General features: G+C 66.4%; 9 protein-coding genes. 4 read left to right on the plus strand and 5 right to left on the minus strand.

The features are described from left to right. Positions 1 to 67 precede the first annotated feature (67 nt). The 4 genes from recC (at position 68) to ACSYG9_RS17315 (ending at position 10,068) form a co-directional block, all read left to right on the plus strand. Complete coding sequence (recC, locus tag ACSYG9_RS17300; protein ID WP_454839309.1) at positions 68 to 3,349, plus strand: exodeoxyribonuclease V subunit gamma; 3,282 nt, start codon at positions 68 to 70, stop codon at positions 3,347 to 3,349. Beyond that, positions 3,349 to 6,663: a UvrD-helicase domain-containing protein gene (locus ACSYG9_RS17305; RefSeq protein WP_440127687.1), complete on the plus strand. Its 3,315-nt coding sequence runs from the start codon at positions 3,349 to 3,351 to the stop codon at positions 6,661 to 6,663. Before recC ends, ACSYG9_RS17305 begins: the two co-directional genes overlap by 1 nt. After that, a complete protein-coding gene (gene recD, locus ACSYG9_RS17310) occupies positions 6,660 to 8,540 on the plus strand; it encodes an exodeoxyribonuclease V subunit alpha (protein WP_454839311.1) in 1,881 nt (626 codons plus the stop codon). Before ACSYG9_RS17305 ends, recD begins: the two co-directional genes overlap by 4 nt. A 94-nt stretch (positions 8,541 to 8,634) precedes the next feature. After that, on the plus strand, positions 8,635 to 10,068 hold the full coding sequence (locus tag ACSYG9_RS17315) for a lipase maturation factor family protein (protein ID WP_454842983.1): 1,434 nt from the start codon (positions 8,635 to 8,637) through the stop codon (positions 10,066 to 10,068). A 23-nt stretch (positions 10,069 to 10,091) separates the two neighbouring features. Here the strand turns inward: ACSYG9_RS17315 and ACSYG9_RS17320 are convergent, their stop codons facing one another. The 5 genes from ACSYG9_RS17320 to ACSYG9_RS17340 form a co-directional block, all read right to left on the minus strand. Next, on the minus strand, positions 10,092 to 10,670 hold the full coding sequence (locus ACSYG9_RS17320; RefSeq protein ID WP_440123706.1) for a hypothetical protein: 579 nt from the start codon (positions 10,668 to 10,670) through the stop codon (positions 10,092 to 10,094). Positions 10,671 to 10,800: 130 nt separating this feature from the next. Beyond that, positions 10,801 to 11,883 (minus strand): sn-glycerol-3-phosphate ABC transporter ATP-binding protein UgpC, encoded by a 1,083-nt coding sequence (locus ACSYG9_RS17325; protein WP_440123707.1) that lies wholly within the window; start codon positions 11,881 to 11,883, stop codon positions 10,801 to 10,803. A 43-nt stretch (positions 11,884 to 11,926) separates the two neighbouring features. After that, entirely contained in the window at positions 11,927 to 12,817 is an 891-nt protein-coding gene (locus ACSYG9_RS17330; protein ID WP_169687655.1) for a carbohydrate ABC transporter permease, read from the minus strand. Then, positions 12,814 to 13,785, minus strand: a complete 972-nt coding sequence (locus ACSYG9_RS17335) for a carbohydrate ABC transporter permease (RefSeq protein WP_454842984.1) — start codon at positions 13,783 to 13,785, stop codon at positions 12,814 to 12,816. The genes ACSYG9_RS17330 and ACSYG9_RS17335 overlap by 4 nt, the downstream gene beginning before the upstream one ends. Then, positions 13,776 to 15,155, minus strand: coding sequence for an extracellular solute-binding protein (locus ACSYG9_RS17340; protein ID WP_440123708.1), 1,380 nt, complete (start codon positions 15,153 to 15,155; stop codon positions 13,776 to 13,778). The genes ACSYG9_RS17335 and ACSYG9_RS17340 overlap by 10 nt, the downstream gene beginning before the upstream one ends. Positions 15,156 to 15,157 lie beyond the last annotated feature (2 nt).

Below are 15,157 nucleotides of genomic sequence, written 5' to 3' on the forward strand. Positions count from 1 at the left end.
GATCGTTGTCGGCTCGGTGTGGTAAGCCGTAGCCGACGGATCGAACAACCCACGAGGGGGCCCACGCGTGCTCAGACTGCATCGTGCCGAGCGCACCGACACCCTGGCCGATGCACTCGCCGAACTTCTGTCCGTCCCGCCTGCCGACCCGTTCGCCCGCGAGATCGTCGCCGTACCGGCTCGAGGTGTCGAGCGGTGGCTCACGCAGCGGTTGTCGACGGTGCTCGGGGCCGTCGCCGGCGATGGGGTCGCTGCGAACATCGACTTTCCATCCCCGTCCCGTCTCGTCGACGAGGTGCTCTCGTCTGCCGCGGACACCACCGCAGACGATGACCCATGGCATCCGTCGCGCGTGTTGTGGGCGTTGCTCGACGTCATCGACGAGAACCTCGGCCGACCGTGGTGTGCAGCGCTCACGCGACACCTCGGCCACGGCACCGACGATCACCGGGCCGGGCGTCGCTACGCCACCGCCGAACACTTCCGCGACCTGCTGCGCAGCTACGGGCAGCATCGGCCACGAATGCTCACCGATTGGGCTGCGGGACACGACACCGACGGCACCGGGGCCATGCTCGACGAGCACCTGCGTTGGCAGGCCGAACTGTGGCGCCGCCTGCGCGACCGCATCGGTGTCGACAGTCCCGCGCAGCGGCTCGACGAGGTGTGCGAACGGCTGCGCGCAGAGCCCGGAATCGTCGACCTGCCGGATCGGCTGTCGCTGTTCGGGCCCACCCGTATCGACCGGGTGCAGCTCGAAGTACTGGCGGCGCTGGGTGCCCGCCGAGACGTGCACCTGTGGCTGCCGCACGCGAGTCCTCGGATGTGGGCGAATCTCTCCGGCCGAGAGCAGATTTCGCGGCGCGCGGACGATCGCAGCGTAGATCTCGTCGGCCACCCCCTTCTGGCCGCGCTTGCCCGGGACGTCCGCGAACTTCAGAGCAGGTTGTCCGAGCTCGGTGCGGTCGAGCAACAACACGATGTGCCTGCGCCCCCTGCCACGCTGCTCGGCAGGATCCAGGCGGACATCCGGGCCGACCGCGCTCCGGAGGTGGCCTGCGCCGAGGCCGACGGCACTGTGCAGATTCACGCGTGCCACGGCCCGACCCGTCAGGTCGAGGTGCTCCGCGAATGCCTCCTGCACCTGTTCGAGAATGATCCGACCCTCGAACCTCGCGAGGTCATCGTCATGTGCCCGGACGTCGAGACCTACGCTCCGCTCGTCGCTGCGTCGTTCGGTCAGGACATCGGCGGGCATCCCGGGCACGAGCTGAGGGTCCGGCTGGCCGACCGCGGGCTGCGTCGTACCAATCCCGTGCTGTCCGTCGTTTCGGCACTGCTCGATCTCGCGGATGCGCGCGTCACTGCGGGCGATGCGCTCGACCTCGCTGCGGCGGCACCGGTGCGGCGCATGTTCTCGTTCGACGACGACGATCTGGAGCGGTTGCAGGAATGGACTGCCGAGTCGGGCGCCCGCTGGGGGCTGGGCAAACGGCAACGCAGCGCGTTCGGACTCGCGGACTTCCCGCAGAACACTTTCGGCACCGCGCTGGACCGAGTACTCCTCGGAGTCGCCGCGGACGGTTCCGACAGCGAATGGCTGGCGCTTGCAATGCCACTCGATGACGTCGAGAGCAACGACATCGATCTCGCGGGGCGGTTCGCCGAATACGTCGATCGGCTCGACAAAGCGTTGTGGGTTCTGCGTCGACCCCAGGACGCAGCGCGGTGGGCGCACGCGCTCACGCACGCGCTCGATCTACTGGTGGATGTTCCGGCCGCCGACGCATGGCAGCGCGCGCAGGCGCATCGCGAAATCGGCGCCGCTGTCGAACACAGCGGAGCCGCCGAGCTGCGACTGGCCGATGTGCGTGCGATGCTCGCCGGCCGGTTGGCGGGCCGTCCCACTCGCGCGAACTTCCGCACCGGCGAGCTCACGGTGTGCACCATGGTGCCGATGCGTTCGGTGCCGCATCGGGTGGTGGTGTTGCTGGGCCTCGACGACGACGTCTTCCCCCGCACCGCCCACATCGACGGCGACGATGTGCTCACCCAGAATCCCCGCGTCGGCGAACGTGACCCTCGAAGCGAGGACCGGCAGTTGTTGCTCGACGCGATCATGTCGGCGGGAGAGAAGGTGCTGCTGTTCTACACCGGAGCCGATCCGGTCACCGGTGCGGCACGGCCACCCGCGATTCCGCTCACCGAGGTGCGCGATGTCGTCGCCACGATGATCGGCGACGCGGCGCAGGTGGTCCGCCGTCACCCGCTGCAGCCGTTCGACACCCGGAACTTCCTGCCCGATGCGCCGTTCAGTTTCGACGAGACGGCGCTCGCCGGTGCCCAGGCGGCACAGAGCCCGAGCACGGGGAACGCGGCCCCCGCCCTCGCGCAGGTCCTCCTCGCTCCGCCCGAACAGCGGGCCGACATCGACCTCGCCGACCTCGTCTCGTATCTCGTGCATCCTGCCCAGGGGTTTCTGCGGCAACGCCTCGGTATCAGGATTCCCGAACCGGACGAAGGCACGACCGACGCGCTCGACGTCGATCTCGATCCGCTGGCCCGCTGGAACCTCGGCGACCGGATGCTCGAATCCCGCCTCGGCGGTGTCTCTGCAGCCGACTTCCGGGCCGCGGAGTGGCGCCGCGGGACGCTCCCGCCGTACGCGCTGGGCGAGAGGGCGCTCGACGACGTCACCCATGCGGTGGAAAGCCTCGTCTCTGCGTGCGCACCGGTACACAGCGGAAGACCCACGACCATCGACGTGATGGTCGATCTCGGCAACGGCCGACGGCTCACCGGGACGATCGGTGGAGTCCACGGCAACGTGGTCGGCCGCAGCATCTTCTCGAAGTTGTCTGCCAAACATCGGATCACGGCCTGGATCCAGCTCTTGGCCGTCGCTGCGTCCGGTCATGACGAGAGGTGGCAGGCCGTGACCACCGGCCGCGGCCGCGGACGCATGCCTGCATGGCGTTCGACGATGATCGCGCCCGGCAACGCCCACGAACTGCTCCTTCAACTCGTCGACCTCCGCGACCGCGGCCTGGGCGCAGTGCTGCCGCTGACAACTGGGGCAGCCGCCGCGTATGCGGAGCAACGTGCGCGTGGTGGCTCCGTCGACATGGCACTCGAATCCGCCGGAAACGAATTCGGAGGAAAGTTCGGTGACGGGAAGGACCGGCACGTGCAGTACCTGTACGGCAGCGGTGTCGGGTTCGGTGAGCTCACCGCAGCAGAACCGCTCGCCGACGAACACGTCTGGTTCGACGACCCGACCCGGTTCGGGGTGTTGTCCCGCCGGTTGTGGGAACCGCTGCTGGCAGCGGAGAAACAGGGGCGTCCGTGATGGGAAGTGGCATCGTGACCGAAGGCGTAGTGCCCGGTACTGCAACAGGATTCGACCTTCTGGGAGAGCTTCCGGCGGGGACGACGGTCCTCGAGGCGTCGGCGGGGACGGGGAAGACCTACGCAATCGTGGGTCTCGCGACCCGATACGTCGCGGAAGGCATCGTCGACCTGTCCGAACTCCTGCTCGTCACGTTCAGCCGTGCAGCAACGCAAGAACTCCGGGAACGGACCCGCGCCCGGTTCGCCGAGGTCGTGGACGCTCTCGCCGATGCGGAGGCTGCCGCAACAGGCAGCGACGAGCTGATCCGGTACCTGGCCGCTCACGACATCGCCGGTCGTCGCACCCGCCTCCGGCAGGCCCTGTCGGATTTCGACGCCGCGACCATCGCCACGACGCACGGGTTCTGTCAGCGGATGCTCGACGAACTCGGCATCGCCGGCGAGCGTGAACCCGATGTCACCGTGGTGGAGGATGTCGACGACCTCACGATCGAGGTCATCGCCGACCTCTACCTGCAGCGGTACGGCCGATGTGAGCCACCCATCTCCCATGCAGAGGCCACGATCGCCGCCCGCGCGGCGATCTTCGACCAGCAGGCGGCGCTCGCTCCCCAGAGCGCCGACGGGACACCTGCGGGAGAGCGCGTCGAATTCGCGCGGGAGGTGCGTGCCGAGGTCGAACGACGGAAGCGAATGACGGGTTTGCGTGATTTCGACGACCAGCTCGCACTGCTGCACCGTGTGCTGAGCGACCCGGAGCACGGCGCGGCTGCATGCCTCCGGATCCGCGCGCGGTTCGGTGTCGTCCTCGTCGACGAATTCCAGGACACGGACCCCAAGCAGTGGGAGATCCTTCATCGGGTGTTCCACGGCCACACCACTCTGGTGCTGGTGGGCGATCCGAAACAGGCAATCTACGCCTTCCGAGGCGCCGAAGTGTTGAGCTACCTCGATGCGGTGAACACGTCCGATGCACATCGTGAGCTCACAACCAACTGGCGTAGCGACGCCGCTCTGATCTCCGCACTCGACCACGTGTACGGCGGTGCAGCACTGGGTGATCCGAGGATCGCCGTGCACCGTGTCGACGCCGCCCGCCCCGGGACACGCCTTGCAGGGGCGGCCCCGCTGCGTCTGCGTTACCTGCCGCGCACCGGAGCCGGACCACTGGGCAAATCGGGATACCCGACGGTCGGGCCGCTGCGGGCCAACGTCGCGCGCGACGTCGCCGCCGATGTGGTCGCGCTGCTCGACAGCGATGCGACCATCGAACGGACCGGGCGCCCGGAGCCGGTGCAACCAGGCCACATCGCGATCCTCGTGCGGACACACGCACAGGTCTCCCTCGTGTACGACGAACTGCAACGGACGGGTGTGCCGTGCGTCCTCGCAGGCGGAACGAGCGTGTTCACGACCCCCGCGGCCCAGCAGTGGCTGTGGACCCTGCAGGCGCTCGAACAGCCGCACCGCGCGGATCGGGTGCGCCTCGCAGCGTTGACACCGCTGCTCGGGTATTCCGCGCAGGACCTCGTGGCGCGCGGCGACGAACTGGTCGCGCAGGTCGGGGGCGCGCTCCGCGATCTTGCGATGGTGTTCGCACAGTCCGGATTCGCGGCGCTGTTCGAACGCCTTGCCACGATCAGCGAACTCGAAGCGCGCCTGCTCCGAACGGTATCGGGAGAGCGGCACCTGACCGACCTGCGACACCTCGCGGAGCTGCTCGACGATGCGGCCGCATCCGACTCGTTCGGTATTGCGGCGCTGACGCGATGGTTCGAAGACCGGATGAACGATCCGGGACGCGGCAGCGCCGATCGTAGTCGTCGCCTCGACAGCGACGCAGCAGCCGTGCAGATCCTCACGGTACACGGCAGCAAAGGGCTCGAATTCCCGGTCGTCTACGTGCCGTACGCATGGGATGCCGCCAAGAACCCGAACCCCGATACCCTGCTGCTACACGAGAACGGCCGCCGCATCCTCGACGTCGGGGGCGAGGGCAGCCCGGGCTACGGCGAGCGTCGCCGCACCCACGAGGCGGAGGAAGCGGGTGAGGAACTGCGATTGCTGTATGTGGCGTTGACCCGAGCCTGTTGTCAGCTCACGCTGTGGTGGGCGCCGTCCTACGGGACCGCCCGCTCACCGCTGCACCGAGTGTTGTTCGCCCGCACTCCGGGCAGCTCCGAAGTTGCGCCCGCAGCGGGCATTCCGGCCGATTCGGTGATGGCCGAACAGTTCGCGTCGTGGGCGAAGGCCTCCGGCGGTCTGATCTCCGTTGAGGCCACGGGCATCGTCGGAAAGGGAGAGATCAGCTGGGTGAAGCCGCAGCAGGACGAAACGTCCCTGGTTGCTGCACGGTTCACCCGTGTGCTCGACGGCACGTGGCGGCGCACCTCGTATTCGGCGCTCACTGCGTCGGCACACGACGGTGCCGGCGTCGGCAGCGAGATCGAAGTGCCGGAGAAGGACGACGAGCCGGAAGAGCCCCCGCTGGCAACCCCTGACCCCGTGGTCGAGGGGATCCCCTCGACCATGAACGACTTGCCCGGCGGCACGATCTTCGGCACGCTCGTGCACTCCGTGTTCGAAATCGTGGACACCTCCGCCGCCGACCTCGCCGGCGAACTCACCGCGTGTTGTCGCGACGTGGTGGCGCAGCGACTGTCCGACGTCGACCCCGAGGAGCTTGCGCAGGCGCTGCTGCCCGTGTTGCACACCCGGCTCGGCCCGCTCGCACGCACGCTGGCCGACTTCTCGCCGAAGGACAGGCTCGCCGAGCTCGACTTCGAGTTGCCGCTTGCTGGCGGCGACGATCCCGCTGCCGTGACCGTCACCCTGGCTCAGGTCGCCGATCTGCTGCGACGCCATCTCACACCGGATGATTCGTTGTTCGAGTACGCCGATCATGTGCGCGACCTCGAGCCGGTGCCGTTGCGCGGATACCTCACGGGCAGCATCGATGCGGTCCTGCGCGTCGACGGGCCGCAGTTCGTCGTGGTCGACTACAAGACCAACCGGCTTGCGCCCGGTGAGCTGACAACGGCCCACTACACCCGCGACGCGATGGCAGCGGAGATGATCCGTGCCCACTACCCGATGCAGGCCCTGTTGTATTCGGTTGCGCTGCATCGGTACTTGCGGTGGCGCCTGCCCGGGTACCACCCGGAGACGCATCTCGGTGGTTCGCAATATCTGTTCGTTCGCGGCATGGCCGGACCGGACAGTCCTCCCGGAAGCGGTGTGTTCGACTGGACACCGCCCGCATCGCTCGTCACCGACCTGTCGGATCTGCTCGCGGGAAGGGCCGTACCGTGATCGAAGCCAGAATTGCGCAGCGGGGTAAAGGAGCACTGCGCGAATTCAACGAAGCCGGCGTGCTGGCCGCTGCCGACGTCCACGTCGCACTGAGACTCGCGAACCTCGGCGGCGAACCGAACACCGACGTTCACCTCGCCACTGCCCTCGCCGTGAGGGCCGTACGTTCCGGTTCGGTATGCCTCGACCTGACGCGACTGCGCGACGTCACCGTCGAAGAGGACGAGGACGGCAACCCGGTGGTCGACCTCGAGTCGTTGCCGTGGCCACACGACGGTGACGTCCTCGGTGCGCTGCAGCGCAGTCCACTTGTGATCGGCGGCGACCACGGGTCGCTGCGCCCACTGCGCCTGGTCGACACCGACGAGGGGCCACTGCTGTACCTCGATCGGTACTTCCGTCAGGAACAGATGATCAGGGAGGTCCTCGCTGCCCGCAGCGACGGCTTCCCCGCAGCCGACGACGACCGGCTCTCCGCCGCACTCGACGAACTGTTTCGCGACCAGTCCGACCGGACGAAGTCGTCTCCTGCGCCGGATCGTCAACGCGTGGCGGCGGCGCTCGCCGCCACGCACCACACCACCGTCATCGCAGGCGGACCGGGAACCGGAAAGACCCACACCATCGCGCGGATTCTCGCGCTGCTCGAGATGATCGAAGGCCCCGGTCTTCGCATCGGGCTCGCGGCACCCACCGGTAAGGCTGCGGCGCGTCTGCAGGAATCCGTGCGCGAGCAGGAGTCGGTGCTGCCGCTGCCGCCGGGGCTCAGCGCCATGACTCTGCATCGCCTGCTGGGCTGGCAGCGTGGACGCACGCGATTCCGTTATCACGCCGACAACCATCTTCCGTACGACGTCATCGTCGTCGACGAGACCTCGATGGTGTCGCTGACGATGATGTGCCGGCTCCTCGAAGCAGTCCGGCCCGATACACGTCTCGTCCTGGTCGGCGACCCCGACCAGCTCGCCTCCGTCGACGCCGGTGCCGTGCTCGCCGACCTGATCGCGCGCCCGGTCTCCGGGGAGGTGAATCCGGTGTTCGTGCGGGCCGCAGCGCGCGACCTCGAAGCCTCCGGCGATCCGGACGAGGCCGCCTTCAAACCCCTCGAACACGAGCGGTTGCGTGGCGGGATCGTGCGGTTGAGCCGGGGTCGCCGTTTCGGGGGTGAGATCGCGCGCCTGGCAGTTGCGGTGCGCGACGGCGACGGCGACAAAGTCATGGAGATCCTGAACAGCGGAGCGCCCGAGATCGCGTTCCAGCGGCCCGACGACATCGAGTCGCTGCGGCGCGACGTGGTGGGCTCGGCGCAGGAGGTCACCGCAGCGGCACTGGCCGGCGACATCCACGCAGTTCTCGAACGATTCGAGACCCACCGGTTGCTGTGCGCGCACCGCGACGGACCGTACGGGGTGCAGCGGTGGGCGCGCCAGGCCATGGAATGGATCAGTGCATCCACGGGCCGACGCCTCGACCCGGAGCGCTGGTATCCGGGGCAGCCGCTGCTGGTCACCGCCAACGACCACGAGGCCCGCGTCTACAACGGAGACACCGGTGTTGTCGTGCGCCGCGGCGACGGCGATCTTGTTGCCGCCTTCGCGCGCGGCGAGCAGCCGTTCGTGCTCCATCCGAGCCAACTGTCGGGGGTGCAGACCGTGTACGCGATGACGATCCACCGCAGCCAGGGCAGCCAGTACGGCACCGTGTCGGTGATCCTGCCCGACGAACGGTCGTCGCTGCTCACCCGCGAGCTGCTGTATACGGCGATTACGCGTGCGCGCTCCAAGGTGCGGGTCGTCGGGACGGAAGCGGCGGTGCGAGCAGGCGTGGAGCGTCGGGTGCTGCGAGCCAGTGGACTGCGCCGCACGATCCGAACCTGAGTCCGGCGTCCGAACGTCATCAGTCCGTCCGGCGTGCAATCCTGGGAGTGGGGCTGTGCTCGGCCCGCGCCGGGGCCGACGGGAAGTCACGACGGTGCACTGGTTGGATGCTGACGACTACGTGATCGGGCGGCTGCTGCTCGCCCGTGGTCTTGCCGCGCTGTACCTCGTCGCTTTCCTCGCGGCCTTGCTGCAGTTCCGGGCGCTGATCGGCGAGCGAGGAATACTCCCCGTCCCGGACTTCGTGCGGGAACACCCGTTCCGTTCCGCTCCGAGCCTGTTCCACTTGCGGTTCACCGACCGCACCTTCGCCACAGTGGCGACGATCGGTGCGGTCCTGGCGTTGCTGACCCTCGTGGGTGTCACCGAGCGCCTACCGTTGATCGCCTGCATGCTCGTGTGGTTCGCGCTGTGGATGCTCTATCTGTCGATCGTCAACGTCGGCCAGGTCTGGTATTCGTTCGGTTGGGAATCGTTGCTGCTCGAAGCCGGAGTGCTCGCGATCTTCCTGGGCAACGCGGAGACCGCACCTCCGTTCCTGGTACTGCTCCTGATCCGCTGGTTGCTGTTCCGCGTCGAGTTCGGAGCGGGCATGATCAAATGGCGTGGCGACCGCTGTTGGCGCGACCTGACGTGCCTGTACTACCACCACGAGACGCAGCCGATGCCGGGCCCGCTCAGCCGATGGTTCCATCACTTGCCGCGCCCGCTGCATCGGCTGGAGGTGGCCGGGAACCATATGACACAGCTCGTGGTGCCTTTCGCTTTGTTCACGCCGCAGCCCGTCGCGGGAATCGCCGCCGGGGTCATGATCGCGACACAGCTGTGGCTGGTGGCGAGCGGCAATTTCGCGTGGCTGAACTGGGTGACGATCGTGCTGGCGCTTTCGGTGTTGCCCGACGGCTTCTATGCCGCCCTCGTCACTCCGAACCCTGACTTCGCGCCCACCCCCGCGCCGTTCACCGGGGCGGTACTCGCTTTGAGCGCCGTGGTCGCGGTTCTGAGCTATCGGCCGGTGCGGAACCTGATATCGAAGCGGCAGGCGATGAATGCGTCGTACAACCCGTGGCATTTCGTCAACACCTACGGTGCGTTCGGCAGCATCACCCGTACCCGCAGGGAAGTGATCGTCGAAGGCACCACCGATGCGGTTGTCACCCCGGCTACCGAGTGGCTCGAGTACGAATTCAAAGGCAAGCCCGGCGATGTGTTCCGCAGACCCCGCCAATGTGCGCCCTACCATCGCCGGCTCGATTGGCTGATGTGGTTCGCCGCTATCTCGCGTGACTACGCGGTCGGCTGGTTCCCTCGATTCGTAGCGCGGCTCCTCGACAACGACCCCGAGACCCTGCGGTTACTGCGTCACAACCCGTTTCCCGATGCGCCGCCCGCTCTGGTCCGTGCACGGGTGTTCCGCTATCGGTACACCACCTCGGCCGAGCATCGCGCGACCGGAGCCTGGTGGGTGCGTTCACCGGCGGGCGATTTCATGATGCCGGTATCGCGAGTGGACCTCGCGGGCCTGTGAACGCAACCTCCCCGACTCAGGCGTCACCACAACTCGTAGTCGTCGGCCGACACCGTGAATCCGTGCGCGTCCGACTCGCAAGTGACGCCCGTGCTTTCGTCGATCGTGCAGGTGAACACGCTGACCTTCAACTCTGCCCCGTACGGGAGGACCTGTGCTGTCCGATTGGGATCCATGAAGGCGATGTCGCCGATGTTGCTGAACTGGCCCTCGCCGGACGATTCCACGATCACGACGTTCGCGGGCACCGTGACGTCCGACGCTCCGCTCCCCGGGACGCGGGGCGCGCTCGACGGCATGGTGCCCTGGCAACCCGCAACAGGGTCGGTGTGGGTGAGGATCGCGCACTCGAACTTCCCGCTCTCGGAGAGGAAGTAGTACACGCCGGGCTGCGAGCCCGCGTAGTCCGCAGCGTTCGCCTGTACCGGCGCCTTCGTCGTGGTCGTCGTCGTGGTAGCCGGTGCAGACGATGTCGTCGGTGCTGCAGAGGTGGTCGGGTCGGCGGCGGTGGCCTCGCCGGAAACCGTGTCGCTGCAGGCTGTGACGGTGACGAGCGCTGCGGCGAGCGCGATGAACGATGCGGTGCTGCCCCGGCTGATCATGCCGGGAGCATAGCGGCCTCCTGATGGCGGTGCTCCACCAGATGCTCTACGACGTACCGAGCATCGGGGCCGAGATCTCCGGATGCGTTCGGCATGGGCGAGTCATCCGGCGACACGAGTCGTGGGACGGTCAGTCGCCCACCCGCTCCCCGGTCTCGGGATGGAACAGGTGCACGGAGCCTTCGCGCTTGCGAAGGTGGATGGTGTCCGCGAGGCGGGCGGGGGTACGGGTCAGTGAGCGCGCGACGATCTGATTTCCGCTCCCGGGCACCCGTGTGTGGACGTACGATTCGCTGCCCAGCTCTTCCACGAGTTCGACGACGGCCTCCACACCCTCACCCTCGGTGATCTCGAACTGTTCGGGACGGATCCCCGCCGTGACAGATGTGATCCCGGCCGCGTGCAGGCTGGTGATCCGGTCACGTTCGACCGGGATCACCGTATTGCCCACGAGGACTCCGTCGTCGGTGACGGTGGCGGGGAGAAGATTCATTGCCGGAGAGCCGATGAACCCGGCGACGAAGGCGTTCGCCGGGCGGTCGTACAGTTCGGTCGGCGACGAGAACTGCTGCAATTGCCCTCTCTTCAGGACGGCAACACGATCGCCCATCGTCATTGCTTCGACCTGGTCGTGGGTGACGTACACCGTGGTGGTGCCCAGCCGGCGTTGGAGGGCGGCGATCTGCGTGCGCGTCTGAACGCGCAACTTGGCGTCGAGGTTGGACAGTGGCTCGTCCATGCAGAACACCTGTGGTTCGCGGACGATCGCACGTCCCATCGCGACACGCTGCCGCTGACCACCCGACAACTTCGCAGGCTTGCGGTCGAGGTATTCGGTGAGGTCGAGGACCTTGGCTGCCTCCTCGACCTTCCGTCGCCGTTCCTCGGCGCTGACCCCACGCATCTTGAGGGCGAATCCCATGTTCTCGGCGACGGTCTTGTTCGGGTACAGCGCGTAGTTCTGGAAGACCATGGCGATGTCGCGATCCTTGGACGGCACACCCGTCATGTCGACGCCGCCGATGGAGATCGAGCCCTCGTCGATGTCTTCGAGACCCGCGAGCATGCGCAGTGCCGTGCTCTTGCCAGACCCGGACGGCCCGACGAGGACAACGAACTCACCGTCCTCGATGTCGAGGTCGAGCGAGTCGACGGCGAGTGAATCGGAGTTCTCGTAGATGCAGGAGGCGTTCCGATAGGTGATCTCGGCCATGATGGAAACCCTTCGTTTCGAGAGGAAGTCGAGAATCGGTGGCTTACTTGATGGCGCCGAACGACAGGCCGCGTACGAGCTTGTTCTGCGCGATCCATCCGGCGAGCACGACGGGGAGGGCAGCCATCGTCGCCGCAGCGGACAGCTGTGCCCAGTACAAGCCCTCGCCGGTGATGAACCCGACCAGGAAAACCGGAATCGTCTGGGCCTGAACGGCAGTGAGGTTGACAGCGAAGAAGAACTCGTTCCACGAGAAGATCACGCAGATGAGGGCGGTCGCGGCGATACCGGGGGAGACGAGCGGGAGGATCACCTCGCGCACCGATGTCCACAGACTCGCCCCGTCCATGCTCGCTGCCTCGAGCAGTTCGCCAGGAACCTCGAGGAAGAACGACCGCATCATCCACACAGCGATGGGCAGGTTCATGGCGGTGTACAGGACGATCAGTGCCCAGATGTTGTCGAGTAGACCGATATTCGCCACGATCACGTACAACGGAATGATCGCCGCAACGATCGGCAGCATCTTGGTGCTGATGAAGAAGAACAGTGCGTCCTGGGTTTTGCGGACCGGGCGAAGCGACAACGCGAACGCCGCGGGCACGCCGAGCAGGAGTACGAACACGGTCGAGACGATGGTCGCGAACGCAGAGTTGAGCAGGGCCGTGCTCGCACCGGTTTCGAAGACGGAACGGAACTGTTCCAAAGTCGGTGTGAAGATGAATTTCGGTGGATCGGAGTATGCGTCCGATTCCTGCTTGAAGGCGGTGAGCACCATCCAGAACACCGGGAAGAAGAACCCGATGGCGGCGATCCAGGCCACGATGCCCCAAGGGTTCATCTTGCGGTGCTTGCGTTTACGGACCGTCCGCGTAGCCTTCCCGGTCGGCAGCGTGGTGTCCGATGTCTGCGGACCCGCAGCTGTGGTGCTCATGCCGCTTCCTCCTTACCGGTGAACGACTTGAAGATCAGGCGTAGCGCGAAGGTCGCGATGACGATCGTGGCGATCACGACGACCACACCCATCGCCGCGGCCTGGCCGATGTCGAAGCCGAGGAACGCGCGCTGGTAGATGTAGAACGGCAGGTTGGCGCTCGCTGTGCCCGGCCCGCCCTGCGTCATCATGTAGATAGCGTCGAAGGTGTTGATGAGATAGATGGCGCCGAGCACCGTGCCGAGTTCGATGAATCGACGCAGGTGCGGCAGTGTGAGCTCGCGGAACAACGAGAATCCGCTCGCTCCGTCGACTCGACCTGCCTCGAGGATGTCGCGGGGCATCGACTGCAGCCCGGCGAGGATCAACAGCATCATGAACGGTGTCCATTGCCAGATCAGCGCGACCATCACCGTGGGCAGGGGGTATCGGCTGATCCAGTCGACCTCGCCGACCCCGAACGGGGACAGTACCCAGTTCACGATGCCGAAGATGGGATCGAACATCGAGGTCTTCCACACCAGTGCCGCGGCGACGGGGGTGACCAGGAACGGTGTGATCAGCATGGTGCGGACGATGCCCCTGCCGAGGAACACGCGGTCGAGCAGTAGTGCGAGCAGTAGGCCGAGAACCACCGAGATCAGTACGGTACCGACGATGAGGATGACGGTGTTGAGTGCCACCTGCCAGAACTGACTGTCCTGGAACACATCCACGTAGTTCTGTAGCCCGACGAAGCGCCGGGAGCCGGGGCTGACGAGGTTCCAGGACTGCGTGGAGTAGAAGAGGGTGAACAGGAACGGTATCTGTGTCACCACGATCATGAATATCAGTGCGGGCAGCAGGGGGCCACGCAGCCGCCAGCCTTCGGCGCGGGAGACCTTCTCGTTCTTCGCTGCTCTGACACGGCGGATGCGTTCGGCTGCATCCGGTGTCGGTTGAGGCACCTCGAGGGCAGTCACTGCGATTCCTCCCGATAGGTTGCGCCGACTGCTTCGGCGTACTTCTGGGCTTGATCGAGCGCTTCGGCGACCGTCTGACGGCCTGCGATGGCGGCGCTGATCTGCTGGCTCACCCGGGTGCCGAGATCCTGGAATTCGGGTATCGCCAAGAATTGGATGCCGGTGTAGGGGACCGGCCGGACCGTGGGATTCGATTGATCGGCGCCCTCGATGGATTCGAGTGTGATGGGGCCGTATGCCCGGGCTGCCTCCGCGTACTCGGGGATCTCGTATGTCGACAGCCGGCTGCCCGGCGGAACACGCTCCCACCCGAGTTCTTCACCGACGAGGCGCATGTAGCTCCTGTCGGTCATCCACGAGATGAATTTCCACGCGTCGTCGGCGTTCTCGCTGCTCTTCGGGATCCCGAGCGACCAGGTGTACAGCCACCCGGAGGGGTCCTTCTCCATGACCGGTGCGGCCGCGTAACCGATCTTGCCGACGACGTTGCTGGAGGACGGATCCTCCAACGTGGAGACCGCGGAGGTCGAGTCGTACCACATCGCGACCCGACCCTGCGCGAGTTGCGTCGCACACTCGGTGAATCCGCTGGTCGCGGCGCCCGGTTGACCGTAGGAGCGCACGAGGTCGACGTAGAATTCGACGGCGCGCTGCACCTCGGGGGAGTTGAGCTGAGCGTTCCACTCCTCGTCGAACCAACGGCCGCCGAACGTGTTGATCACGGTGTCGAGCGGTGCCAGCAATTCGCCCCACCCCGGTTTACCCCGCAGGCAGATCCCGTTGATCTCCGGACTGTCGAGTTGCGCGGCGGCGTCGGCGACCTCGGTCCACGTCGGTGGATCGGACAGCGTGATGCCTGCCTCGTCGAACAGGTCCTGTCGGTACATCAGGAACGACGATTCGCCGTAGAACGGCACCGAGTACATGTCGCCCTCGTACGAGAGTGCCTCGCGCAGAGAGGGAATGAAGTCGTCCTGGTCGTACCCTTCGGTGCTTTCGATGAAGGGTCCGAGGTTGGTCAGCCACCCGTACTCGGCCCATTGCGGCGTTTCGTAGTTGCTGATCATCACCACGTCGAATTCTCCACCGCCCATCGCGGTGGATGCGGTGATCTTCGCGCGGGCTTCGTTCTCCGACAGGGTGACGAAGCGCAGGTCGATGTCCGGATTCTCGGCCTCGAATTGTGATGAGAGCGAGCGTGCATCTGTCATCTGGGAATTCGACACCATGGCAATGGTGACGGTCCGGTCGGATGCGCCGAGCGCCCCGGCTCCGGCGCAGCCGGTCAGTGCCAGACACAGCACTCCGGCTCCGGCGACCAGTCTTCCGGCGAAACCGATTGTACGGGTGTTGCTTCCGGGCGGTTGCACGGCCATCT

The organism is Rhodococcus sp. SJ-2, assembly GCF_053750035.1.